The organism is Acinetobacter sp. Res13-Abat-PEC15-P4-01 (assembly GCF_015676285.1).
Lineage (GTDB): Bacteria > Pseudomonadota > Gammaproteobacteria > Pseudomonadales > Moraxellaceae > Acinetobacter > Acinetobacter nematophilus.
The window spans coordinates 516,435-539,720 of the sequence record NZ_JADAIN010000020.1 but is presented as its reverse complement, the minus strand read 5'-3'; the positions used below and the strand labels follow the sequence as shown (position 1 = coordinate 539,720).

25 protein-coding genes and 2 pseudogenes are annotated in these 23,286 nt (G+C 37.7%); 11 read left to right on the top strand and 16 right to left on the bottom strand.

What is annotated here, in order from left to right; genetic code table 11:
- Positions 1–50 precede the first annotated feature (50 nt).
- Positions 51–1,217: an ATP phosphoribosyltransferase regulatory subunit gene (locus IMO47_RS09485; protein WP_196076827.1), complete on the bottom strand. Its 1,167-nt coding sequence runs from the start codon at positions 1,215–1,217 to the stop codon at positions 51–53.
- Positions 1,218–1,528: 311 nt separating this feature from the next.
- Between IMO47_RS09485 and IMO47_RS09480 the strand changes: the two genes are divergently transcribed.
- Positions 1,529–2,038, top strand: coding sequence for a hypothetical protein (locus IMO47_RS09480; RefSeq protein ID WP_196076828.1), 510 nt, complete (start codon positions 1,529–1,531; stop codon positions 2,036–2,038).
- A gap of 66 nt (positions 2,039–2,104) precedes the next feature.
- Here IMO47_RS09480 and IMO47_RS09475 read toward each other — a convergent pair whose 3' ends face one another.
- The gene (locus IMO47_RS09475; protein ID WP_196076829.1) at positions 2,105–2,647 is read right to left on the bottom strand and encodes a cysteine hydrolase family protein; all 543 of its coding nucleotides are present in this window, start codon (positions 2,645–2,647) and stop codon (positions 2,105–2,107) included.
- Positions 2,648–2,768: 121 nt separating this feature from the next.
- Between IMO47_RS09475 and IMO47_RS09470 the strand changes: the two genes are divergently transcribed.
- Positions 2,769–3,179: an AsnC family transcriptional regulator gene (locus IMO47_RS09470; RefSeq protein WP_196076830.1), complete on the top strand. Its 411-nt coding sequence runs from the start codon at positions 2,769–2,771 to the stop codon at positions 3,177–3,179.
- A 33-nt stretch (positions 3,180–3,212) separates the two neighbouring features.
- The gene (locus IMO47_RS09465) at positions 3,213–3,782 is read left to right on the top strand and encodes an RNA 2'-phosphotransferase (protein ID WP_196076832.1); all 570 of its coding nucleotides are present in this window, start codon (positions 3,213–3,215) and stop codon (positions 3,780–3,782) included.
- Here IMO47_RS09465 and IMO47_RS09460 read toward each other — a convergent pair.
- On the bottom strand, positions 3,779–4,240 hold the full coding sequence (locus IMO47_RS09460) for an Lrp/AsnC family transcriptional regulator (protein WP_196076833.1): 462 nt from the start codon (positions 4,238–4,240) through the stop codon (positions 3,779–3,781). The genes IMO47_RS09465 and IMO47_RS09460 overlap by 4 nt on opposite strands.
- Positions 4,241–4,390: 150 nt before the next feature.
- On the opposite strand from IMO47_RS09460, the gene IMO47_RS09455 reads away from it, so the two are divergent.
- Both IMO47_RS09455 and IMO47_RS09450 read left to right on the top strand, forming a co-directional pair.
- Entirely contained in the window at positions 4,391–5,134 is a 744-nt protein-coding gene (locus tag IMO47_RS09455) for an AzlC family ABC transporter permease (RefSeq protein WP_196076834.1), read from the top strand.
- Positions 5,131–5,430, top strand: coding sequence for an AzlD family protein (locus tag IMO47_RS09450; RefSeq protein WP_196076836.1), 300 nt, complete (start codon positions 5,131–5,133; stop codon positions 5,428–5,430). Before IMO47_RS09455 ends, IMO47_RS09450 begins: the two co-directional genes overlap by 4 nt.
- 59 nt (positions 5,431–5,489) lie before the next feature.
- Here the strand turns inward: IMO47_RS09450 and IMO47_RS09445 are convergent, their stop codons facing one another.
- Both IMO47_RS09445 and IMO47_RS09440 read right to left on the bottom strand, forming a co-directional pair.
- The gene (locus tag IMO47_RS09445; RefSeq protein ID WP_196076837.1) at positions 5,490–5,786 is read right to left on the bottom strand and encodes a hypothetical protein; all 297 of its coding nucleotides are present in this window, start codon (positions 5,784–5,786) and stop codon (positions 5,490–5,492) included.
- 120 nt (positions 5,787–5,906) lie between these two features.
- Complete coding sequence (locus IMO47_RS09440) at positions 5,907–6,929, bottom strand: type I glyceraldehyde-3-phosphate dehydrogenase (RefSeq protein ID WP_196076838.1); 1,023 nt, start codon at positions 6,927–6,929, stop codon at positions 5,907–5,909.
- A gap of 137 nt (positions 6,930–7,066) precedes the next feature.
- Between IMO47_RS09440 and IMO47_RS09435 the strand changes: the two genes are divergently transcribed.
- From IMO47_RS09435 to csrA, 5 genes are all read left to right on the top strand, one after another.
- The gene (locus IMO47_RS09435) at positions 7,067–7,885 is read left to right on the top strand and encodes a hypothetical protein (RefSeq protein WP_196076839.1); all 819 of its coding nucleotides are present in this window, start codon (positions 7,067–7,069) and stop codon (positions 7,883–7,885) included.
- A gap of 29 nt (positions 7,886–7,914) precedes the next feature.
- A complete protein-coding gene (locus tag IMO47_RS09430; protein ID WP_196076841.1) occupies positions 7,915–8,691 on the top strand; it encodes a hypothetical protein in 777 nt (258 codons plus the stop codon).
- 244 nt (positions 8,692–8,935) lie between these two features.
- On the top strand, positions 8,936–11,629 hold the full coding sequence (gene alaS, locus IMO47_RS09425; protein WP_196076842.1) for an alanine--tRNA ligase: 2,694 nt from the start codon (positions 8,936–8,938) through the stop codon (positions 11,627–11,629).
- A gap of 63 nt (positions 11,630–11,692) precedes the next feature.
- Positions 11,693–12,973, top strand: coding sequence for an aspartate kinase (locus IMO47_RS09420; protein WP_196076844.1), 1,281 nt, complete (start codon positions 11,693–11,695; stop codon positions 12,971–12,973).
- 244 nt (positions 12,974–13,217) lie between these two features.
- Positions 13,218–13,469 (top strand): carbon storage regulator CsrA, encoded by a 252-nt coding sequence (gene csrA, locus IMO47_RS09415; protein WP_196076846.1) that lies wholly within the window; start codon positions 13,218–13,220, stop codon positions 13,467–13,469.
- 81 nt (positions 13,470–13,550) lie between these two features.
- On the opposite strand, the gene rnhB is transcribed toward csrA, so the two are convergent.
- Together rnhB and IMO47_RS09405 are read right to left on the bottom strand one after the other, a co-directional pair.
- Entirely contained in the window at positions 13,551–14,120 is a 570-nt protein-coding gene (gene rnhB / locus IMO47_RS09410; protein WP_196076848.1) for a ribonuclease HII, read from the bottom strand.
- Positions 14,121–14,131: 11 nt separating this feature from the next.
- Entirely contained in the window at positions 14,132–14,512 is a 381-nt protein-coding gene (locus IMO47_RS09405) for a hypothetical protein (protein ID WP_196076849.1), read from the bottom strand.
- A gap of 221 nt (positions 14,513–14,733) precedes the next feature.
- Here IMO47_RS09405 and IMO47_RS09400 point away from each other — a divergent pair, with 221 nt between their 5' ends.
- Complete coding sequence (locus tag IMO47_RS09400) at positions 14,734–15,285, top strand: cytochrome b (protein WP_196076851.1); 552 nt, start codon at positions 14,734–14,736, stop codon at positions 15,283–15,285.
- Positions 15,286–15,373: 88 nt separating this feature from the next.
- Here the strand turns inward: IMO47_RS09400 and IMO47_RS09395 are convergent, their stop codons facing one another.
- The 9 genes and pseudogenes from IMO47_RS09395 to IMO47_RS09355 all read right to left on the bottom strand — a co-directional run bounded on the left by IMO47_RS09395 (position 15,374) and on the right by IMO47_RS09355 (position 23,225).
- Entirely contained in the window at positions 15,374–15,724 is a 351-nt protein-coding gene (locus tag IMO47_RS09395; protein ID WP_196076852.1) for a hypothetical protein, read from the bottom strand.
- Positions 15,725–15,790: 66 nt separating this feature from the next.
- Positions 15,791–16,792 (bottom strand): adenosine deaminase, encoded by a 1,002-nt coding sequence (locus IMO47_RS09390; RefSeq protein ID WP_196076853.1) that lies wholly within the window; start codon positions 16,790–16,792, stop codon positions 15,791–15,793.
- A 121-nt stretch (positions 16,793–16,913) separates the two neighbouring features.
- A complete protein-coding gene (locus IMO47_RS09385; protein ID WP_196076854.1) occupies positions 16,914–18,233 on the bottom strand; it encodes an NCS2 family permease in 1,320 nt (439 codons plus the stop codon).
- 314 nt (positions 18,234–18,547) lie between these two features.
- On the bottom strand, positions 18,548–18,739 hold the full coding sequence (locus IMO47_RS09380; RefSeq protein ID WP_196076855.1) for a hypothetical protein: 192 nt from the start codon (positions 18,737–18,739) through the stop codon (positions 18,548–18,550).
- 316 nt (positions 18,740–19,055) lie between these two features.
- Positions 19,056–19,954: pseudogene (cas1f, locus tag IMO47_RS09375) on the bottom strand (type I-F CRISPR-associated endonuclease Cas1f).
- A gap of 426 nt (positions 19,955–20,380) precedes the next feature.
- Positions 20,381–20,570, bottom strand: a pseudogene (locus IMO47_RS09370) (hypothetical protein).
- A gap of 94 nt (positions 20,571–20,664) precedes the next feature.
- Positions 20,665–20,880, bottom strand: coding sequence for a cold-shock protein (locus tag IMO47_RS09365; protein WP_196075457.1), 216 nt, complete (start codon positions 20,878–20,880; stop codon positions 20,665–20,667).
- A gap of 363 nt (positions 20,881–21,243) precedes the next feature.
- Complete coding sequence (locus IMO47_RS09360; RefSeq protein WP_196075458.1) at positions 21,244–21,774, bottom strand: hypothetical protein; 531 nt, start codon at positions 21,772–21,774, stop codon at positions 21,244–21,246.
- 1,094 nt (positions 21,775–22,868) lie between these two features.
- On the bottom strand, positions 22,869–23,225 hold the full coding sequence (locus tag IMO47_RS09355; protein ID WP_227552348.1) for a hypothetical protein: 357 nt from the start codon (positions 23,223–23,225) through the stop codon (positions 22,869–22,871).
- Positions 23,226–23,286: the final 61 nt, after the last annotated feature.

Genomic DNA, 23,286 nt, shown 5'->3' with positions numbered 1-23,286 from the left:
CTGTTAAAATAGAAAACCAAATAAAGTGACATGAACACTCTATTCGATCATTAAATTGTTTCGACTTTCCACTCACCTGCAACATTGACCAATTGGTGTGTTGCGTTTGGAACTGAGTTTAAATCGTCATTACCCAATAACTGAATTACACTTAAACCTTGTTTACGAGTCGTCTCGATCGCGTCAAGTAAATCAGCAGCTGTTCCCTTAGGCGCAACCACTTTTTCAATCTGTTGATGTTTCCCTGCACTCAAGACATACAAATCACAGGAAAAACCTGTTGCTGGACGCGCACGTCCAAAATGCTCACCAATACCATCATAACGACCGCCTTGCGCCAGTGGTGCAGCACGGTTTGGTGCATAAACCGCATACATTAGACCGGTGTGATAGTGATATGAACGAAGTTCTACCACATCAATCCCAATATTGAGATTTGGCCAACGTGCTTGAATTTCGGTAAATGTGGTTTTAAGCACATCAAAAGCGTGTTTGAATGCGTCATCCGCAAAAATTTCTGCACTGATATGCGCTTGCAAAGCATCTAAATCACTTGCATAACGACCTAAAGCGTAAAAATCAGCACCATATTTTAATTCTTGAGTAAATTCAGCAAGTTCTGGTAATGCCTTGCGTTGGTATAAGTCTGACAACTGACGTTCTGTTGACTTATTTAAACCTGCAAGCTTAACCAAGCTTCTAAATAGCCCAACATGCCCTAAATCAAGATGGATACCATCCACCATATCCGCTGTTTTAATCAGATTAAGCATGACGTCAATCATTTCAACATCAGCATCAATACTGTCTGAACCAAATAATTCCGCACCAAGCTGTAAAGGTGCTCTCGTGGTATTAAAACCTTGTGGTTTAGTATGAAGTACTGTTCCTGCATAGCAGTAACGCGCCACACCCTGTACTTGATGTACATGGGCATCGATACGAGCCACTTGTGGTGTCATATCGGCACGCACACCAAGCAAACGACCAGAAAGCTGATCGATGACTTTAAAAGTGGCTAGGTCTAAATCTTGATTCGATTCGGAAAGAGAAGAAAGTGATTCGATGTATTCGATGAATGGCGTATACACCAGCTGATAACCTCGGGATGCGAGGAAATCTAAAGCTTTACGGCGCAATTGTTCAATTACTTGCGCTTGCTCTGGTAATACATCAGCTACACCATCAGGTAATAACCATGTCTCTGAAATGGGCATGTTGTAAACCTAAATCCTGTCAGCGCGGAAGTAATCCGCATAAAAAAATCGGGAACACACCCGATTTCTCTTATTTTAGCACGATCATTTAGACCATGCATTAATAAAATGACGTTTAAGGATCGGATTATTGATTCATAGCACCCCAATTTGTACAAAAAAAATTATTTCTGTGTTTTTAAGAAAACAAGATATTGTATTTATTTAAATTTTCATTATTAAAGTGATTGCTATTCATATGCTTCAAAATATAATTTACCTGCTTATAAAAGCAGCACCGCCATAAGTTAACTATTAGAATTGGGAATAACATGGAACTACATAGCAATCTCTATTACACACATTCAAGTCCACAGATTAGATTGAAAATCGATGCTTTGTTTCAGCAACATCGTGGGGATCAGGATAAGTTTATTGCTTCAGCTATCACGCTCAACCCAGAATTGGGACGAGAACTTGCAGCAGACCTTTTAAACACAGTTGATAATATTGAGTTTGATTTAGGTCCTGAGTCCATTCATGCTGTGGATGACTATTCAATTGCGCATTTTGTTCATGGATCTTCAGGTGACGAGTTTATCGAAGCAATTGTACTGTTCTTAAAATCACTCCTACCTGAAATTGATGTACGCGCATGGGGATGTGGTGATGATGACCCTTGGGAGTTTTGGTTTAAATTTGAACAAGATGAATTAATCCGTGAAGATGATGAACCATTTAATGATCCAGAAGAAGATCAAGAAATTCAATCCTCAATATATACATGGTGGCACGAAGGCTTACCTGAAAAAATCAAAGAAGGTTTTTTAAATCAGGAATAGAAGACATTTTGATTTAAAATGGGAAGTGCAACAGTGCCCATCGTTTTGCACTTCCCTTTATTTTGACTATTTTAAATAATCATCAATACTGGTCACCCGTGAAAACATCTGAAATGCAGATAAACATGCTGTCTGCACATCTTCAGCCTGCACTGTTTTACCTGCATAGCTTAGCTGGCGTGTTGCTGTTGCCTCTGCAATGATAATCGGTTGATAGCCTAGTTCAGCAGCCGCACGAGATGTTGCGTCGACACACATATGTGTCATCATTCCACTGATAACCAACTGATCGACATTCAGCTGATCAAGCACTTGCTTTAAATCTGTTTGGAAGAAACTATTGGGATAGTGCTTTTCAATGATGATAGAGTTCTGATTGATCTGTAAGCCAGAATGCAATTCAGCACCTTCTGTACCCTCTTCAAAAAAACTGGCTTGCGCTTGTTTGGCAATATGCTGAATATAAATGATCGATTGAGCTTTCTTGATAAAATCAGCTTCCAATCGATTGATTTGTATTAAAGCCTGTTGAGCGCCAAACAATTCCATCTTTCCTTGTGGGAAATAATCATTTTGTACATCTATAACCAATAAGGCAGTATGGCTCATTTTCATTCTCACAGTTTGTTAAAGTTTTTATAAGATTAGATCAAACATCTGGCAGTTTGCAGTCTATCGTGAAAGAATAAATCCCAAGAAACTTTCAGATTGAAAAATTGTCAAAATCATTATGCTATCCAAAGACCCTATCGATCTAAAAATCTTACAGATCCTGAAAACTGATTCTCGCCTCAGCAATAAAGAAATTGGGAAACTTGTCCACCGCACTGGACAAGCAGTCGGAAGCCGTATTGCTAAAATGCAAGATGAAGGTACAATCCAAAAATATTCGATTGCTTTGAATCATCCCTCAACTCAGTTTATACGGGTAATGATGCAAAATAATGATTTTGAAAAATTTGAAGTATTTGTTATGCAGTTTGCTGCAGTCGAAAGTTGTTATAAAGTCTGTGGTTCTGCTTGCTATATGTTAGTGGCTCATTTTGACAGTCAAGCCATCAATCACTTTATTGAACAGCTGTCTGAATGGGGGCAATATTCAGTTGATAGTGTTGTCAAAACAATAGAACCACAAGCTTAATTTTTAGTATCAAAATTATGTTAGAATAAACAGATGAAATCTCTAGAAAAACGCCAACAACACAGCAAATTATTAAGCTTAGTACTTAGGCATCAACCAGAAAATATTGGAATCCAACTTGATTCCGAGGGTTGGACTGACGTGCATATACTTTTACAGCAACTGATCAAGTTCAAAAGACCGCTTAGCCTTATCGAATTGACTGAAATCGTTGAAACCAGCGATAAAAAACGCTTCCAGTTTTCATTGGATCAAAGCAAAATCCGTGCGGTACAAGGTCATTCAAGTGCTCAGGTTAAACGTGCTTATACTGCTATCCCTCCGCCTGAAACACTTTTTCATGGGACGGCAACACGCTTTGTAAGCAGTATTTTAGATCAAGGTTTAATTTCAGGTGAACGTCATCATGTTCATCTGTCTACCGATCAAACGACTGCAGTTAAAGTCGGACAACGACATGGCAAAGTGATTATTTTTCAGATTGATGCACATAGAATGCATCAAGACGGCTATCATTTTTATCAAGCAGAAAATGGGGTTTGGCTCACTGAGCATGTTCCAGCAAAATATTTACAACAATTAGCAAAGCCGACTAATCACTAATCCAAGGGCAAAGCTGTGGTTTGTTTAATTTTTTGCAGCGGGATTTCAGTTTTTACATTTTGTATTCCTGAAATTTTATTTAAATGATTGATTTGAAACTTTCGATATGCTTCTAAATCAGACACCACAATACGCAAGAAAAAATCACAATCACCCGCCATCAGTTGACACTCTACAATCTGTGGAATATTCATAATCGTGTCGATAAAACAGTTTACAGTTTGCTCATCCTGACTTTTCAACCAGATCCGTGCAAATACTGTCAAACTGAGATTGACTTTTTGTGGGTTTACCAGTGCCACATACTGGTCAATCATTCCCTCATCTTCGAGCTGTTTTACCCGTCTCAGACAGGGTGAAGCAGATAACCCAATCTGTTCAGCTAACTCATTATTCTGCAATTTTCCATTCTGCTGTAAAGCACGTAAAATACGACGATCTGTTTGGTCTAATTTCATAAAGAAAATTCTAGTACATAAATTTAAAAAACAACATATTTCAGCAATATTATTGCAAAATAACATTTGTAAGCAGAAATTTTAGCGAAAAATAGCCTATCAATTGGCATAAAATAAATAAACACCGTATTTTTCAACTTTGAGTCTTTCATGTCAAGTTTTAAAAACTCCGCAGCAGAGCTGAATGATTCTATTGATTTCAGAGAATTTTTACGCGGGCTTAAAACATCTATCCCCATGTTGTTAGGGATTATCCCTTTTGCATTGGTTCTGGGAACTCAAGCCGCTCACAAAGGCTTCTCCACACTCGAAGTTCCGTTACTGACTGGTCTCAATTTTGCCGGTGGTTCGGAATTTGCCATTATTGAAGTTTGGACTCAACCACCGCAGCTTCTTTTTCTGATTTTAATTACCTTTTTGGTCAATAGCCGGCATATTTTAATGGGTGCTAGTTTAGCACCTTATATTCGACACTTACCCAATCACAAAGCCTTACCTTTATTGTTTTTTATGTGTGATGAAAGTTGGGCTTTAAGCATTACCGATGCCCATAAGCAAAATCCTCGAAATCCATATGCTGGATTCAGTGTGTTCTTTTATATCGGACTGTGCTTTGCATTGTATGTGATGTGGGTTGTTTTCACTACAATGGGCGTTGGAATCGGCTCTTTTCTTGGAGATGTCACCAAATTTGGTTTTGACATGGCATTTCCCGCTGTATTTTTAGTGCTCTTACGAGGGATGTGGAAAGGCTTTAAACCAGCATTACCTTGGTTGGTTAGCCTCATTGCCGCAGCTTTGGCCTATTCATTTTTACCCAAAGGCTGGTACGTTTTGGTGGGTTCTATTTCTGGAATCATTGCTGCTTTCTTGTTTATTGGAGATGAAGAATGATTCATATGACCACCTTTATCGCAATTCTATGCGTTGGTTTGACCACATATCTCACTAGAGTTATAGGCTATTTGTTGTTAAAAAACCGACAGCTCAGCAAAAGAACCACACGTATTTTACAAGTCATTCCAGGTTGTGTACTGATCTCAGTCATCGCGCCATATTTTGTCTCAGATGATCCAGCCAACTTGATTGCAATAGCCGTGACCATATTGGCTGCCTGTTATTTGTCCCTGCTTCCTACAGTCATGATCAGTATTGTTACCACAGCTATATTGAGATACTTTATCGTATAAAGAATCTCAATGGATGAGGATGTTGATTGTTTATCAATCTATACTTTTTCTGTGTACCTTTAGGGTTGCTTATTCTGTTGCAGTATCTTAATCAGTTCAGCATTTTGAAACTCAACCTGAGTCAAGCGATTAGAGGTATTGTCCAAAACTTCTTGTTGTACATGCATCTTTTTGGCTAAATCCTGCATAATTTGCAATGTCTGCTTAAGGTGGTTCTCCTGCGATTGAATCAAATGCTGTTGATGATTTGTGCGCTCAAATAAAACAATATTTTGCTTATTGAGCTTCCCCATTTGCCAGACAAGAAAAATAATCGCCAGATAAATGACCACCAAGGTGATATATATGAAAGACATCAACTTCCCCTAAGTATAAGATGTGAATCAGCTTTATTTTAACAATGATAGAATAGTTTTAAGGTGATAAATTCTGATAATCATGTATTCATTTTCATCACTGTTGACAGCAGATATGCATCAATAGAATGACTCGCATAAATCCAATAAACGGTTGGCATACCCCCATTCATTGTCATACCAAGCAAAAACTTTGACCTGCTGTCCCACAACAAGTGTTTGTGTTAAATCAACAATCAATGAATACGGTGAATGATTAAAATCACTTGAAACCAGCAGTTCATCCGTCACTGACATAATTTCAGCATAATCATATTTTGCAGCTTGGACTAAGGTTTGATTAATTAAATGTGCCGTTACTGGTAACTTTGCGATAAAACTTAAATCGATCGCAGCCACATTAATCGTAGGAACTCGAATTGAAAATCCATCAATTCGATTTTCCATTTTTGGCATCACCTGTTTCAAAGCACCCAGTGCTGAAGAGGTCGTTGGAATAATGTTCTGTCCTGACGCTCTTGCGCGGCGCAAATCTCGATGGGCATGATCCAATACAGATTGGTCCGCAGTGACAGCATGAATTTCTGTCATCAATGCACTTTCTATGCCAAAGGCATCATCAATGATTTTAACCAATGGAACCAGTGCCTGGGTGGTACATGAAACACTGGAAATAATCTGGTCGGTGGCTTTTACTTCATGATGATTGACACCATATACAATTGCGGCATCAACCGTATCAAACGGTGCAGCGCCAATAATGACACGTTTAGCGCCTGCAGTTAAATGCTGTGTAGCAGCAACTCTCGAGCGGAATAAACCTGTACACTCTAAAACTACATTGATCTCTAAATCCTGCCAAGGTAACAATGCTGGATTTTCTTCTCTTAAAATAAGGACTTTAAGTTTTATCTGACGGGCATCAATGGACATATAAAGCTGTCCATTCTCCTCAACAATATTGACAGCCCCATCAAAACGTCCATGTGTCGTGTCATATTTAAATAAATGAACCAATGTTTCAACATCTGCAATATCATTGATGGCAACAATTTCAAAATGAAAGTTTTTCGGATTTTCAAACCAAGCTCTTAATACATTCCGCCCAATCCGCCCGAATCCGTTTATTGCCACACGTTGCATCAGATATCCTTTTACAGCCAAACTACCATAATCAGTTATATGGTATAAGATTTACAGTCACTACTGTTAATATATAACTGACTTTATCAAGAAAAAATTCGAAAACAATAGATTTCAAAACATCATTGGATAAAAAAATGTATTCATCTTTACTCACCAGAACTTTTAATCGAGGTTTATTTTACGCTGGCTGTATTGCGATATGTGGTTTTATATTCATCCCTCTCAGTTATGCCCAACAGACCAATGTTCAAAATACTTATTCACGATGCAGCGAAACACAGACTCAGCAATTGGTTAATAAACTTAAAGCGATTTCCCCACAACAAAAAGATACGCGTTATCCAACATTTGAAAGCTGTATAAATCTGGATCAAAATCGGCAATTAATCGCAATGAGTCAACCCATTCATATGCCCTCTGGCTATGCAGATTACAACTTAGATCTTTATTTGATTGACAATACATCTGAAAAAATTCTAAATCACTATCATTATCCGATGAAGATTACTTCAGATATCGGTCAGTATGAAAACCTACAATTTGATATTCACCGCTTTTCTACAGACAATGCGATACCCGTTATTGGTCTAGCCTTAACCCACAGGCATTTAGGCAGGACCGACATAACAATACGTGAAATAAAGTTGTTCAAAATCAATAATCACCAACTGCATTTAATTTTAGATAAGTTTATGACCAATTACTCAGCTAGCGAAAGACCGTCGATGTGTGAAAATAACAAACAAATCGAGACTCAAATTTTACTTCATCCTTTAAAACAGAACAGTCATGGTTTAGCTGACCTCCAACTCACTGAAAAAACAGAGCGCATAACACTTGACGAAAAAAATTGTAGTACCCAACGTATTGTCAAAAAACAACGTCATATCATGAAATTTGATGGAAAAACATATCGTTTCAAACATCTTAAATTTTTAGACGTTGGAATTTAATTGGATTTTGAACTTTTAGAGATGATCACATGAAAAGATTACAGATTTCAATTGGCATGATACTGATTTTCATAACTGGTCATGTGCTCGCAGCTTCCTATCAACGATGCTCAGCGCAACAGCAGCAACAATTGATTGACCAATTTAAATTGGTCAATCAGCGTTTTGCCCAAACAGATGCAAAAACATATCAAAGCTGTATCAATTTAGACAGTGAACAAAAAATTCAGCTGATCGCCATTAGCCAACCGATTGCTTATAAATCTTATGATGATATGGAACATGATCTGAATTTATATCTGATAGACACCACTCAGCATAAAATTCTGCAAAAGTATAAAGCACCCGAAACTTTTTACTCCGATGCAGATCATTATGATGGTGCCCAACTGCATACCACCCGTTTTTCAACATTAACTGATATGGATGTCGTGGGTATCGAAACGTCATCGTCGCATCAAGGTGGCTTCACTTATAGTCACAGTAATTTAACTTTACTTAAAGTTAATCCTAAACTACCTATTAAAGAAATCGGGGGCATCAGTATGAATGATAGCGGTGATGAACGAATTGGAAATTGCCCAGAGAATAGCAATTCAGAGGTCAGACGTATCCTGATTTTATCAAATAAAACGACTCATGGCTTACAGGACATCATATTAAAAGAAACTAAAAACCAGACCAAAACCGACTATAAAACATGCAAAGCCGTAAAAAAACAGTATAAACAACAACAAACGCTTAAATTTGATGGTCAGGCATATAAATTCCAGCATCATAACTTTTTAAGTATCGATCCATTTTAATTTGCGTTAAATATTGTAATGACAATCTACGGGAGTATAAATTTTATAGATTATAAAAACCATTTGGACCAAAGTCGCAATTGTATAGAAAAACCAATAATTCACCTTAAAATCATTGGTGGAGCGTGTATTTTCCGTTATACTTTGGCGTTTTTAAAAATTAAGCCTGTGTGCAGACTGAGCAATAAAATTAGACTCAGTGACACACTTTTAGCCAATATGAAAATTGAGGAGTGACTTGGTTGTGAGTACTCGTTTTATGACTACTGCTGAAATACGTGAAGCATTTTTGCGTTACTTTGAATCGCAAGGACATACACGTGTCGCGTCGAGCTCACTTGTACCCGCCAATGACCCTACTTTGTTGTTTACCAATGCAGGCATGAACCAGTTTAAAGACTGTTTCCTTGGTCTAGAAAAGCGTGACTATGTTCGTGCAACAACCTCACAAAAATGTGTCCGTGCAGGTGGTAAGCATAACGACTTGGACAATGTGGGTTATACAGCACGTCACCACACTTTCTTTGAAATGTTAGGTAATTTTTCTTTTGGTGATTACTTTAAGCATGATGCTATTCGTTTTGCTTGGGATTTCCTAACAGGTGAAGAATGGTTAGCGCTTCCAAAAGACAAACTCTATGCCACTGTTTATCATACAGATGACGAAGCTTTTGATATTTGGAACAAAGAAATCGGTCTAGATGCGAGCCGTATCATCCGTATTGGTGACAATAAAGGTGAAAAATACGCATCTGATAACTTCTGGGCAATGGGTGATACAGGTCCTTGTGGTCCTTGCTCAGAAATTTTCTTTGATCATGGCGATCATATCTGGGGTGGCTTACCTGGTACACCAGAAGAAGACGGTGACCGTTTTATTGAAATTTGGAATAACGTCTTTATGCAGTTCAACCGTACTGCGGATGGTGTCTTGCATAATCTTCCTGCGCCATCTGTCGATACAGGTATGGGCTTGGAGCGTATTTCTGCTGTTTTACAACATGTCAATTCAAATTACGAAATTGACTTGTTCCAAAATCTATTAAAATCTGCAGCTGAAATTATCGGCGTAGATATGAGTCAAGCACAAGCCGAAGCACAGGCACAAAATAAACCGATTGAGTACCCTGCTTCGCTTAAAGTAGTTGCAGATCACGCACGTTCATGCTGTTTCTTGATTGCTGATGGTGTAAACCCATCAAACGAAGGTCGTGGTTATGTATTGCGTCGTATTATTCGTCGTGCTGTACGTCACGGTAATAAAATGGGCGCAACGGGTACCTTCTTCTATAAAATGTTGCAACCGCTTATTGATGTCATGGGTGAAGCTTATCCAGAATTGGTTGAGCGTCGTCAGGTGATAGAAAATGCCTTGATTCGTGAAGAAGAATTGTTTGCAAAAACACTCGAACAGGGCTTGAAACTGCTTGAAGGCGAATTAGCCAATCTTAAAGGCAAAATCATTCCAGGTGAAACTGTCTTTAAACTTTACGATACCTACGGCTTCCCGACTGACTTAACTGCAGATATTGCGCGTGAGCGTGAACTTGAAATCGATGAAGCTGGTTTTGAAGTTGAAATGGCTGCGCAGCGTCAACGTGCACGCGAAGCGGGTAAATTTGCGGTTGACTACAACAGTATCGTAAAAGTAGACAGCGAAACTCAATTTGATGGTTATGACGCAACTCAAGGTCAGGGGCAAATTGTTGCAATCTATAAAGATGGCATACAAGTTGACGAAGTCGTTGAAGGTGATGAAGCATTGATTGTGCTTAACCAAACACCATTCTATGCAGAAAGCGGTGGTCAAATTGGTGACACGGGTATCTTTAAAAATGAAACAGGCATTTTTGAAGTTCAAGATACCAAAAAATCAGGTAATGCATTTGTTCATCAAGGTATTGTCACTGTAGGCAGTCTAAAAGCAACACAGAGCGTTGAAGCTATTGTGAAAGCTGACATCCGTGACGCTACTGCACGCAATCACTCTGCCACTCACCTATTACATGCGGCATTGCGTCAGATTTTAGGTGAACATGTTCAGCAAAAAGGTTCATTGGTTGCCTCTGATCTTTTACGTTTTGACTTCGCCAATGACCAACCAGTGAGCTTCGAACAACTGCAACACGTTGAACGTTTAGTGAACCGTGAAATTATTGCCAATACCGCTGTATCCACAGAACTTCTCGGCATTGAAGCAGCCAAAGATAAAGGCGCAATGATGTTGTTTGGTGAAAAGTATGGCGATGAAGTTCGTGTACTGTCTATGGGCTCACTCAAAGATGAGAAAAATTTCTCGATCGAGCTGTGTGGTGGTATCCATGTAAAACGTACAGGTGACATTGGTTTATTCAAAATCACTTCTGAAGGTGGTGTTGCTGCGGGTGTACGTCGTATTGAAGCTGTCACAGGCACTAAAGCACTGGATGTGGTACAAAAAGTAGATGCCGATATTTTACATATCAATGATCTGCTCAAAGCTCAAAAAGACCAAACTGTTGAAAAAGTAGAAGCAGCTGTTGAACATGCACATCAACTTCAAAAACAAATCGAACAGTTGAATCAAAAATTGGCGAATTTCCAAGCGTCCGACTTGATCAATCAAGTGACTGAAATTGCAGGTCGTCAAACATTAATTGCCACAGTTCAAGGACAGGATGCGAAGTCAGTTCGCCATCTTCATGACAGTGTCAAATCCAAATTAGATAATGCAGTGATCGTGCTTGCAGGTGTTGAAGGTGACAAAGTGAGTCTGATCGCATCTGTAGCAAAAGATTTCACTGCGAATCTAAAAGCAGGTGACATCATCAAACACTTAGCAAATGAGCTTGGTGGTAAAGGTGGTGGTAAACCTGACTTAGCACAAGGTGGCGCGCCACTAAACGAGAAGTTTGAACAAGTAATGACAGATTTAACTGCGTGGCTTGCTCAAAAATAAAACTTCACCTTTTGTGTAACTGACTCTAATGCCAATTAGAGTCATGGCTTATATGGAACAACTATGGCATTAATCGTTCAAAAATATGGCGGTACCTCTATGGGTACTCCCGAGCGCATTTTAAATGTTGCTCGTCGTGTAAAGCGTTGGCATGACCACGGCCACAAGGTTGTAGTGGTTGTATCAGCAATGAGTGGTGAAACCAACCGCTTATTGGCTTTAGCGAAAGCCATTACCGAAACCCCTGATCCTCGTGAATTAGACCAAATGGTGTCTACGGGTGAACAGGTAACGATTTCAATGTTAGCAATGGCGCTCAATTCAATTGGTGTTGAAGCTAAGTCACTTACAGGTCGTCAAGTAGGGATTAAAACCGACAGCGCATTTACCAAAGCACGTATCGAATCTATTGATACTGATGTCATGACTGAACATTTAGATGCAGGTCGTGTGATTGTTGTTGCAGGTTTCCAAGGTTTTGATGCTGAAGGAAATACCACAACCCTAGGTCGTGGTGGTTCAGATACTTCTGGTGTTGCATTGGCTGCAGCATTAAAAGCAGATGAATGCCAAATTTATACCGATGTTGATGGTGTGTATACTACTGACCCGCGTGTTGCGCCTAAAGCCAAAAAAGTTGATCGTATTTCTTTTGAAGAAATGCTTGAAATGGCATCTCTTGGTTCTAAAGTCCTACAAATTCGTTCAGTTGAATTTGCAGGTAAGTACCAAGTGCCTTTACGCGTATTATCAAGTTTTGATAATGACAATGATGGCGCATTCGATGAAGACTTCAAAAAGAATGTCGGAACACTAATCACCACTGAAGCGGAAGACAGTATGGAACAGCCAATTATTTCTGGTATCGCATTTAACCGTGACGAAGCTAAATTAACAATTTTAGGTGTACCTGATGAACCAGGTATTGCTTCTAAAATCTTATCGCCAGTTGGTGCTGCAAACGTTGAAGTGGATATGATTATCCAAAACGTTGAAGAGGATGGTACGACTGATTTTACCTTTACGGTCAATCGTAGCGAGCTTAAAAAAGCCAAAGCAATTTTAGAAGAAACCGCAACCGCCATCGGTGCACGCGAAGTTGCAACACGTGATGATATCGTGAAAGTTTCGATCGTAGGTGTGGGTATGCGCTCACACGCAGGTGTTGCGAGTAAGATGTTTACTGCACTTGCAGATGAAGGGATCAATATTTTAATGATCTCCACTTCTGAAATTAAAATTTCTGTGATTATTGAAGAAAATTATCTCGAACTTGCTGTACGTTCTCTTCATACTGCGTTCGGTTTAGACCGTGAACATGGCGAATCGAGTGCACGTGCGTAATTTTTGATCAAATATAGCAACTTATTCGCTGTTTTGACCAAGAAAAAATCGGAGCCACTATAGTGTTTTCTATAGTGGCTCTGTTATATTAGTTTTTGAGGTTTTAAAAAATTTCAACAGAGGGGTGAGAAAGTGAAAAACTTGTCACATTATTCTGTTAAAATTATCGGTGCTATTTAAAGTTGTGTTTTCTATTTTTTGTAGAAATTCATCGCAGGTTTAGCGTTTAAGCAAGGAGATAAACATGCTGATTCTGACCCGCCGTGTCGGAGAAACTTTGATGATTGGGGATCAAGTCAGTGTTACTGTGCTTGGTGTTAAAGGCAATCAAGTTCGTATTGGTGTTAACGCGCCAAAAGAAGTTTCTGTACATCGCGAAGAAATTTATCAACGTATTCAACATGAACGTGCTATGCACGAACATTTGCAACATATTGATCAAGATTATCAACCTTCCTATGAAGATGATAATTCACAAAACACTTATAATCGTTAAGATTATAAATGTTTTGAAATATAAAGCGGCTATATAGCCGCTTTAAATTTATTTAAACCTTCGGTAAAAATACCATTGCTTTCATTCAAGACCTAAAGCTCTTTTAACAGGTGCATAACTACGGCGATGTTGATCAATGACCCCATGTTCAGCAATCGCATCAAAGTGTGCTTTGGTTGGATAACCTTTGTGTTTTGCAAAGCCGAATTGAGGGTGCTGTTTGTCTAAATCCACCATCTCATGATCACGAGTCACTTTTGCCAAAATACTTGCTGCACTGATTTCAGCATGGAGTGCATCACCCCCTACCACAGCCTCACAGCTCATGATCAAGCCTTTTGGAACTTTATTTCCATCGACGAGCACATGTTCAGGAACCAGCTTTAATGCTTCTACAGCACGGCGCATCGCCAATAAAGAAGCCTGCAAGATGTTTAACTCATCAATTTCTTGGTGTGTCGCCTCCGCAATCGCCCAAGCAAGTGCTTTTTCTTTGATTTCAACAAACAACTTTTCACGTTTCTTTTCAGTCAATTTTTTAGAATCATTTAATCCTTCAATGGGATTATTTGGGTCTAAAATAACAGCTGCGGCTACCACAGATCCAACCAATGGACCTCTGCCCGCCTCATCAACACCAGCAACTAACATACTCTTCCCTATTATCTCATTGCTTCAGCAACACAGGCATTGATTGTTTTTGTCACTGCGTTGGACACAATTGCTGTACGCGCCTGTGGATCCAATGCTGCAGTTGCTAAATCTACGGCAGTGACACTTTGTGGAGCTTTCTCGCTGACACATCCACAAATTTGACTTTGAACATTACTCTTTTGTTCAGCCGTCATCACTTTGGTGGCTACTTTCCATGCAGGTAAGTTTTCTAATTCTGTTGTACATTTTGCATTGATTGCAATTTTCATGGCAACCGCCCCCAACTGCTGTGTCGTAGTTCCTGCTACTGTGGAATCCATCGAATCTGTTGTCACACACCCCGTAAGAGCTAAAATAAATGGAACTATAAAGGCAGCCGTTTTTTTCACAATTTTTCCAGTTTGTCGAATAAAGATCGTATTTTGCCTAAACTTAGAGTGAGATTAAACTAAAAAATTTTGTAATCTTCAAAACTATAAATAAATGGATAAATATTTCTCATTTTTTACTTTAAGCGTTGCAAATTTAAAACAATCCGTTGAATTTTTAGCGCTGATTTTCTTGGATAAACCCCCTATCATAATTCTTAAATTAAATTGGAATTTGTATTATGCAACAAAAATCACAATACTATACAAGGACGGCACAGTGGTTACATTGGGTCATGGCAATCATTTTTATTACAGCATGGGTGATTGGTTTTTACAGTGGTAATTTTTTAAGTTATGACGTAGATGGTCCATTCAAAGGTGATGTCATCACCTTGCACAAGAATATTGCTTCAGTCATTATCTTCTTGGTCATTATTCGTATTTTCTGGCGTTATACCCATCCTGCGCCGGAGCTACCAGCAACCATGTCACCATTGATGAAAACCTTAGCCCACTTAGGACATCTAGGGCTTTACTTCATGCTTTTAGCCTTGCCAATTACTGGTTGCTTGTTTAGCTGGAGTGCAGGTCATCCTGTTCCTGTATTGTATTTATTTGAGATTCCAAGACTGGTGCAGGACAACCCGGATTTAACAGCCATTGTGAAGCCATTACATATTTATATTTCATGGGCAGCCGGTTTATTGTTGGTCGGACATATTCTTGCAGCGCTAAAACACCATTTCATTGATAAAGATAATGTTCTAAAAAGTATGACTCGTCAGGGTTAAGTATCTTGACAGCATGACTTGATCGAAAAAAATTTCCTATTAAAAGCATATCCAATTGATATGCTTTTTTATCGACAATCTAAACATCTCATCCATAATTTAAAGCTTGTTTTGCACAGCCTTTCAAACTATTCATCACCGCTTTCTGAACCAAGCGATCTTTGGCTTCTTCACTCACGGTTGCCTTAAGCAATTCTGCAGTTGGGATATCATTTAAAGCATTGTCACCCACACAAGCACAGATTTTTTCCTGAGCATGATCCCGCTGGGTATTTGACCATAAAAATGCTGAAGCTTGCCAAATTTTCAAGGACTTTAATTCACTTCCACATTGTTGTTCAATTAAAGGTTTCAGTATTTTTTGCGTCATCGTTTTATTGGAATCCGCACAAGCAACAGTGATGGGTAAAATCAACATCAATGCCGTTAAAAGTTTCAAATCATTTTCCTCATGAAAAAACAGTGCTCACACACTGTTTTTAATAGGGATAGGATATACCTTGACTTAGCTTAATGCATCTATTTGATGGTTCCACTTCTGTTTTTCTTCAGCAGAAATAAAAGCAGCATCAAATGAGTTTTTTGCCAATTGTTTTAGTTCTTGATTGGATAAATCCAAAGCTTCTGCAATTGATATGAAATTATCATTCATATAACCACCAAAATACGATGGATCATCTGAATTCACAGTCACATGAACACCCTGTTTTAATAAGCGTTGAATATTATGCTGCGCCATGTCGTTGACCACACATAACTTAAGGTTACTGAGCGGACAAACTGTCAAAGGCATTTTTTCAGCAATTAAACGCTGTAAGAGCACAGGATCTTCCTCAGAACTCACCCCATGGTCTATACGATTGACCTTGAGTAAGTCTAAAGCTTCCCATACATACGCTGCCGGACCTTCTTCTCCTGCATGTGCTACAACCAAAAAGCCAGCTTCACGGGCTTTGGCAAAAACACCTTCAAATTTAGCAGGCGGATGCCCAACTTCACTTGAATCCAAACCAACAGCGATAATCTGATCTTTATATGGCAGTGCCTGCTGCAAGGTTTCAAATGCTGCATCTTCACTTAAATGACGTAAGAAGCACATAATCAGATGTGAACTAATTCCAAGCTTGGTTTTTGCATCATCACATGCACGCTGTAGTCCATTGATCACCGTTGCAAATGCGACACCGCGGTCGGTATGTGTCTGTGGATCAAAAAACATTTCGGTATGCACCACACGATCTTCTGCACACTTTTCAAAATACGCCCACGCCAAATCGTAAAAATCCTGTTCTTTAACCAGTACATTTGCGCCAGCATAATAGATATCAAGAAATGATTGTAGGTTATGAAAATTATACGCCTGTTTCACTTCCTCTACTGATTTATAAGGAATATCAATCTGATTACGCTGAGCAATCGCAAACATGAGTTCCGGCTCGAACGTGCCTTCAATATGTACATGGAGTTCCGCCTTTGGCAAAGCACGGATGAGTTCTAACCTATTCACGCTGTATCCTCAAATTTCTTAAATTGAATCAAAAATATCCAAATATATTGGACTTAAATCTATATCTTACAATAAAAAAGGGTGCAAACTTGAGTTTACACCCTCTAACCATTTCTGGATATTAACCACCAAATGCAACGAATTTAATCACCCAAAGTACAGCAATAATCCACACCATATAAGGTACGGTTCTAGCTTTACCTGTAAACAATTTAACCAATGCGTAACTGATGAATCCCATTGCAATACCATCTGCAATTGAATAAGCAAATGGCATAAATACGATGGTTAAAAATGCAGGAACAGCTTCTGTAATGTCATCCCACTCAATATTGGTAATCCCCTGGATCATCAATACACCGACAAATAACAATGCAGGCGCTGTTGCAAAACCTGGAACAGATTGGGCAAGTGGTGCCAAGAATAAGCATGCAAGGAACAATAGACCAACAACAACCGCTGTTAAACCTGTACGACCACCAGCGGCAACACCTGCTGACGACTCAATATAAGGCGTGGTTGAAGAGGTACCTAAAGCTGCACCAGCAACAATAGCCGTTGAGTCTGCAAATAATGCTTTTTTCAAACGTGGCAATTTGCCATCTTTCAATAAACCGGCACGATGTGAAACACCAACCAATGTCCCCGTTGAATCGAATAAATCCACCAAGAAAAATACAAAGATGACGCCCACCAAACTTGCTGTAAATAAATTTTCAAAATTCATTTGCATGAAAGTTGGTGCAATTGAAGGAATTGTACCCACAACACCCTTAAATTCGTTTAAGCCTAGTGCTGTCGCAATTCCCGTTACTGCTAAAATGCTGATAATAATTGCACCACGAACTTTATAGTGATGCATAATGACCGTCAGGAAAAAACCCAATAAAGTCAATAGAACAGTCGGCTGTTTTAAATCACCCAACCCCACAAACGTTGCTTGATTTGCAACAATAATGCCTGAGTTTTTCAATGCAACCAGTGCAAGGAATAAACCAATGCCGCCCCCAATTGCAAATTTCAATGACATTGGAATGGCATTTACAATGGCTTCACGGATTTTAAACATACTGATTGCAATGAATACCAATCCAGAAACAAATACAGCAGCCAATGCTGTTTGCCATTCAACCCCCATACCCAAGCAGACTGAATAGGTAAAATATGCATTCAACCCCATACCAGGTGCAAGTGCAATTGGATAGTTTGCCACCACCCCCATGACCAAACAACCAATTGCAGCTGCCAAACATGTTGCGACAAATACTGCACCATGATCCATACCTGTTTCAGACAGGATCAATGGGTTAACAATGATGATATAACACATCGTTAAAAACGTTGTTAAGCCTGCAAGTATTTCAGTTCTAAACGTTGTTTTGTTTTCGCTTAGTTTAAATAAGCGTTCGAGCAAACCCGCTGAAGGATTTGGATTCGTCATTGTTGAGCCCCTGTTATGTTTGAGCTATTCGTTGATAAAATCGAGCTGATTTAGAAAATGATACATGGCATCAATTTAGCCGTAGTTAAGCATTCAATAAACATACCAAAATGACATTTCCGATAAAAAAAACTTGAATTAAAAAAGCTGCGAATGCGCAGCTTTAGTGTTCTAGAATGTTTTAAACGGACTTGGTCGGTTACATTTTGCAAATTATATCATACTGTTTATGTAATTTTATCAAACTGAACATCCTGTCCGTTCATTTCATCGGAACTGATAATTTTTAAACATCTGTATAACTATCATCAGAACTAAATCGGTGAATGATTACCTTTTAGAACACTCTGATTGTTAGGATTAGCTTCAACATTTTTAATGGTTAAATTTGCTTCTTTAATAATATTCAACATTTCTTGTTGTTTTTTCTGTTGCGTATCCACATAGGTAAAATAACCAAGAAATATGATGCCAACAAAGACTGTCAAAGTTATAAGCTTTACCATTTCAAAATCATGTCAAGTGATAAATTCTGGCGATTATACATATATTTTGTGACTTGAGTAACATTTTTGTTTAAAAAAATGAATTAAAATGCATTTTTAAATTATTGCACTTGAACGGTGCATCTTATAGGATTTTTCAAGCTGCCCATATGGCTGTGAACAGAAGCACAACGAGAAAAAGAACGTTCGTTCTTTTCTAAGCTACCTATGCGGTAGTGAACCAACAGGGCTTTTATCAAAGGGTTTATCCGATTTTCTAAGCTGCCTATGTGGCAGTGAACAAATACAAGTTGTAGATTATCCACGTCTTACATTTCTAAGCTGCCTTATATTCAGTAAATTTTTGAAGAAGCTGTTGTCTAAACTCCTGCTCTGCCATCCCCTCTTTTGCACAAATAAAAGCCCAAGGTAAAACCACAGCATCTTTAATCAAATCTGCGACATCAAATACCAAAGCGCCACGACGTGATTTTCCGTGCATGACTGCAAATGAATGACTGATACCTAAAACCCAAAGTGTGGTTGCACTAAGGCCATATGCTAAATAATTACCATGATTTAAAAAATCATTCGCCAAATCACCATGTTCAGGATTTCGCTCAAATTTAAGCTTACAGCGTGTCGCAGCGATTTTATAAAACTGCTTGGTGGTCTGAGCTTCAGCGAGAAGTAAATCACCAACCTTAGACATATTGGGAATCTTCTTTTCAAAACCACTTAAGCTTGTTGAATATCCTGATCATCTAAATAAAAGCCTTCCGCCTGTAAATCCCGATCTTTTGCCCAAATTTTACGAATGTACTCAATCCGTGCAACCTGAAACTGTTTTGCAACCTCTAAGCGTTTCTTCTCATCAAACCAAAAACTCATCCAGCCTTGCATATATTCAGTTGGGCGATATTCACTTTGCGGTGTTAACCACTCAACTTCACTGCCTGAAAATAATGGCGTACCACCACCGCCACAAAAACCAACCAAAACCCCTGCACTACATAGCATTCGCATTGCAGCTTGTGTGATTGATGTACCAGTTCCCAATAATATAACTGTCGTATTGGCAATCGGAATATTCCAATACTGATTTTCATTTTTCGCTTCGGTAAGATATAAAACACGACCATCTTTTTGCATCACACGTGCGTGTTCTAAATAATAAAGAGTTGCGCGTTTTGAATGTGATATTGCTTTTAAATCAGAGGGATTGAGTTGTTCCATATGTTATACTCTTCTTCTCACAAATAAGATTTTACGTTTATCTGCTAACTCACTTGATATAAAGTTTTCCAGCAACATTTTTTTAGAAATATTTCAATATGAATCTTTTAGATGAGTTGCTGATCTATTCAACTATAGGCTAGTTTTCAAAATTTTTCTTTATTGAATCTCTGTTTTTATAGAAATTATTTTATACTTTTTGATCAAATCCAATAAACGGATTACACCAGTCAATGCTAAACATCGCAAGGCAATTGTTTATAATAACTTTAACTTATTCAGAAACTAGCTAAAAATATACTTCCGCAACAAGTCCCATAAACAACAATTAAAAAGATGGATGATTTAAGATCAAATAAATTTATATCATCAGTTATGTGAGTCACAAACATCGATTTTTTACAGCTATAGAAATTTAAGCTAACTTTAAAAAAGGTATAAACACCTTACAAGTCTTTGAAATGACATTTCAAAACTTGGATGTATATCCTCATCATCAGGTGTAATATTTCAAATTTGAATGACATTGAGTAATTGCAAAGTTATGATCAACTGTAGCCTCAATAGCGTATTTGATTTCGAATTGTTCTTTTACACTGATATTATGTTTAAACACAAATCAGCCAATAAAAAATAGGCAAAAAATTATAAGTATTAAAATAAAAACAGGTTAAAAAAGCATTAAAAATGCTTTTTTAACTTTTTAACGATTATAAAGCTACAATATTAACAGCAGTTGGTCCTTTTTGACCTTGCGAAATACTGAACTCAACGGCTTGACCTTCTACAAGAGTTTTGAAACCAGAGCTTGTAATTTCACTAAAGTGTGCAAAAACATCAGGGCCTGATTCTGGTTGAATGAATCCGAATCCTTTAGTCTCATTGAACCACTTCACAGTACCTTTAACAATTTTAGCGTTTGACATAATAAAACCTACTTATTTAAAAAAAATTTAAGCCATTTTACAGACTATATGTAACATCGAAATAATAAAGAATGGAGCTTAAAATCTGAAAAAACGAAGAATTATTACTAAAACTGCGGTACTTAGAGAAAATTTACCAAACATGACTTTTTCTAGTTATGCTCACAATATCTCAAAACAACAAAATGATCAAGTTTCCTTATAATTATATGAGCTCTATCTATAAAAGATTATATAAATGTTTTTTAATTTATGAATGTTGTGCTGTCTAAAAAACATTAGTTAAATTTAAGTAAAACGAAGAAATAAGATTTAACCAGCAAAAAAATAGCCCCAATAATATGGGGCTATTTTTATCATGGATTAGCGCGTTACTCTATCCCATGCATCTTTAACCGCGTGTTTTGCTTCTTCCCATTTTAAACGAGACTCTCTTTTAGTCTTTTCCCATTGAAGTTTTAAATCCGCTTCAACTTCTTCAAACTTTGTTTCATAAGGATAATTGCTTCTAGAAGTGTACCCTAAATGGTATGCGTCACGATAATCACGATCGTAATCCACATCGTCATATAGGGTAATTGTTTCTTTGTAGTATGGGCGAGTATTATAAGTTTCACGCCAATAGACATCTTCGTCTGTTGGATTAACAGCCTCAGAAATGCTTTTCCCTGCTAATCCTCCTACAACCGCACCAACTACACCCCCAACTGCAACACCGACGGGTCCCCCAACGGCCCCAATTGCTGCTCCACTGGCCGCTCCACCTGCTGCTCCGACACCAGTACCGATGGGATGTGCACCTGGCTCACCAGAAATAGGATCGGCATTTAATTGTTTACGTTGCTCTTTATTCATATTTTGAACAACTTCATTATCTATATTAGAATTCGACATGTTTAATCCTCTAGTTTGATAAAAAATATTAATTCAATTAATCATTCAACGATAATCATCCTAGAGCAATTGTTTCACTCCAATATTACTATTTGTTATATTTTCAAGAAAAGTTTGTATAAAATAAAAAACATGAAATAAATTTAAAAATCATTCAAAACCCCGCCAGTATTGATCAATATCTTTTTCAAAGTATTTAAACAGATAATATTGAATTACAATACGACATATTATAGACTTAATTGTTATAAATTAAACACAAATCTCAATAAAATACGTACTTATGGTGATAAATCCCAACAATCCCACTCAAATGAAATACACACAAAACGATCACTTTATTATCAACAAATGAATTAAATTAAAACCAATCAATAAATTCAGTAAAAATACAACTTAATAAAAAAATAATGGGAATAAAATCACAATATCTTTAAATTAATCACAGCTATTCAAGTATTACATTTTTAAAAATTTTAAACTGAATAATGCTTTAAATCCGAAATAGTTAACTCAATATAACTTAAAGCTTAAAAAAACTTACATCATGTGTTTTTTGCCATGCACAGAGATCTCAAATTAAGAAGTAAATGGGCAAATATTATGAGGAAGGTTAATGCTAATGATATTAAATAATCGCTTCAGTGATTGCTTCATATGGTATTTGGATTTGTAAAGTTGATCATCTGCAAGGGAGGATTCAATCAAATTGACTGGTAGTGATGATCAACATGCTCCGACACTAAGATGGATAAACGTCTCATGTTTTAGTTTGTTTAACTTTCTTCCGCGTTTAGTGTTCTGCTGACTTTAGTCAATCATCAGACTCTACTCTGCTTGAAAAACAAAATATTAAATAGTGATTATTTAAAATAACTGGTTAACTATAGAAGTACAGACAGTTACGATGATCATTTGCGACTTTGAGCATATATGCTGTTTTCTCAATAACTTACCTTTCAATCTCTCCACAAAAACAACTATTTAGGTACTTTCCTATCTATTTATCGCTGGAAGTACAACGCCATTTAAATTTGTATCTCTTAAAGAAGCAAAAAGCCTATCTTTTCGATAGGCTTCGAGGGTGATGAAGTTTATTTAGATATAGCATAACAAATGTTTATCTTACCTGACTCTTGTTTGTAACAGTCCCATTGACCTTTCTTGTATTTTTTAGCGGGAAGAACATCTTCAGGAGTTGTACCTAAGTAAGGCTTACAATTACCCCCACAACTGGTCGATTGTTCAACCAGATATTCTTTTTGACCAAGCTCTAAATATATAAAACCACCACCAGAGCTTACCCCTCTTTGGATTGAGCACGATTCCGCTTTTTTCTCATCAACCGTAAAGCACTTACCTGAATAATCAGTAGTTTTATAAGCAAAACTTGATGTAGATAATATTGTAAGCGTTAATGGTAATATCCATTTCATTTCTATTGCATCCATATAAAAAAAACCCCGCAATGCGAGGTTTTAGACGGTAGTATTATAGACAATCATCAATTTG

Excerpts from the sequence above, each read along its gene's own strand:
- IMO47_RS09485 (WP_196076827.1), bottom strand. The coding sequence starts at position 1,217 with ATGCCCATTTCAGAGACATGGTTATTACCTGATGGTGTAGCTGATGTA.
- IMO47_RS09480 (WP_196076828.1), top strand. The coding sequence starts at position 1,529 with ATGGAACTACATAGCAATCTCTATTACACACATTCAAGTCCACAGATT.
- IMO47_RS09475 (WP_196076829.1), bottom strand. The coding sequence starts at position 2,647 with ATGAGCCATACTGCCTTATTGGTTATAGATGTACAAAATGATTATTTC.
- IMO47_RS09470 (WP_196076830.1), top strand. The coding sequence starts at position 2,769 with ATGCTATCCAAAGACCCTATCGATCTAAAAATCTTACAGATCCTGAAA.
- IMO47_RS09465 (WP_196076832.1), top strand. The coding sequence starts at position 3,213 with ATGAAATCTCTAGAAAAACGCCAACAACACAGCAAATTATTAAGCTTA.
- IMO47_RS09460 (WP_196076833.1), bottom strand. The coding sequence starts at position 4,240 with ATGAAATTAGACCAAACAGATCGTCGTATTTTACGTGCTTTACAGCAG.
- IMO47_RS09455 (WP_196076834.1), top strand. The coding sequence starts at position 4,391 with ATGTCAAGTTTTAAAAACTCCGCAGCAGAGCTGAATGATTCTATTGAT.
- IMO47_RS09450 (WP_196076836.1), top strand. The coding sequence starts at position 5,131 with ATGATTCATATGACCACCTTTATCGCAATTCTATGCGTTGGTTTGACC.
- IMO47_RS09445 (WP_196076837.1), bottom strand. The coding sequence starts at position 5,786 with ATGTCTTTCATATATATCACCTTGGTGGTCATTTATCTGGCGATTATT.
- IMO47_RS09440 (WP_196076838.1), bottom strand. The coding sequence starts at position 6,929 with ATGCAACGTGTGGCAATAAACGGATTCGGGCGGATTGGGCGGAATGTA.
- IMO47_RS09435 (WP_196076839.1), top strand. The coding sequence starts at position 7,067 with ATGTATTCATCTTTACTCACCAGAACTTTTAATCGAGGTTTATTTTAC.
- IMO47_RS09430 (WP_196076841.1), top strand. The coding sequence starts at position 7,915 with ATGAAAAGATTACAGATTTCAATTGGCATGATACTGATTTTCATAACT.
- IMO47_RS09420 (WP_196076844.1), top strand. The coding sequence starts at position 11,693 with ATGGCATTAATCGTTCAAAAATATGGCGGTACCTCTATGGGTACTCCC.
- csrA (WP_196076846.1), top strand. The coding sequence starts at position 13,218 with ATGCTGATTCTGACCCGCCGTGTCGGAGAAACTTTGATGATTGGGGAT.
- rnhB (WP_196076848.1), bottom strand. The coding sequence starts at position 14,120 with ATGTTAGTTGCTGGTGTTGATGAGGCGGGCAGAGGTCCATTGGTTGGA.
- IMO47_RS09400 (WP_196076851.1), top strand. The coding sequence starts at position 14,734 with ATGCAACAAAAATCACAATACTATACAAGGACGGCACAGTGGTTACAT.
- IMO47_RS09385 (WP_196076854.1), bottom strand. The coding sequence starts at position 18,233 with ATGACGAATCCAAATCCTTCAGCGGGTTTGCTCGAACGCTTATTTAAA.
- IMO47_RS09380 (WP_196076855.1), bottom strand. The coding sequence starts at position 18,739 with ATGGTAAAGCTTATAACTTTGACAGTCTTTGTTGGCATCATATTTCTT.
- IMO47_RS09365 (WP_196075457.1), bottom strand. The coding sequence starts at position 20,880 with ATGTCAAACGCTAAAATTGTTAAAGGTACTGTGAAGTGGTTCAATGAG.
- IMO47_RS09360 (WP_196075458.1), bottom strand. The coding sequence starts at position 21,774 with ATGTCGAATTCTAATATAGATAATGAAGTTGTTCAAAATATGAATAAA.
- IMO47_RS09355 (WP_227552348.1), bottom strand. The coding sequence starts at position 23,225 with ATGGATGCAATAGAAATGAAATGGATATTACCATTAACGCTTACAATA.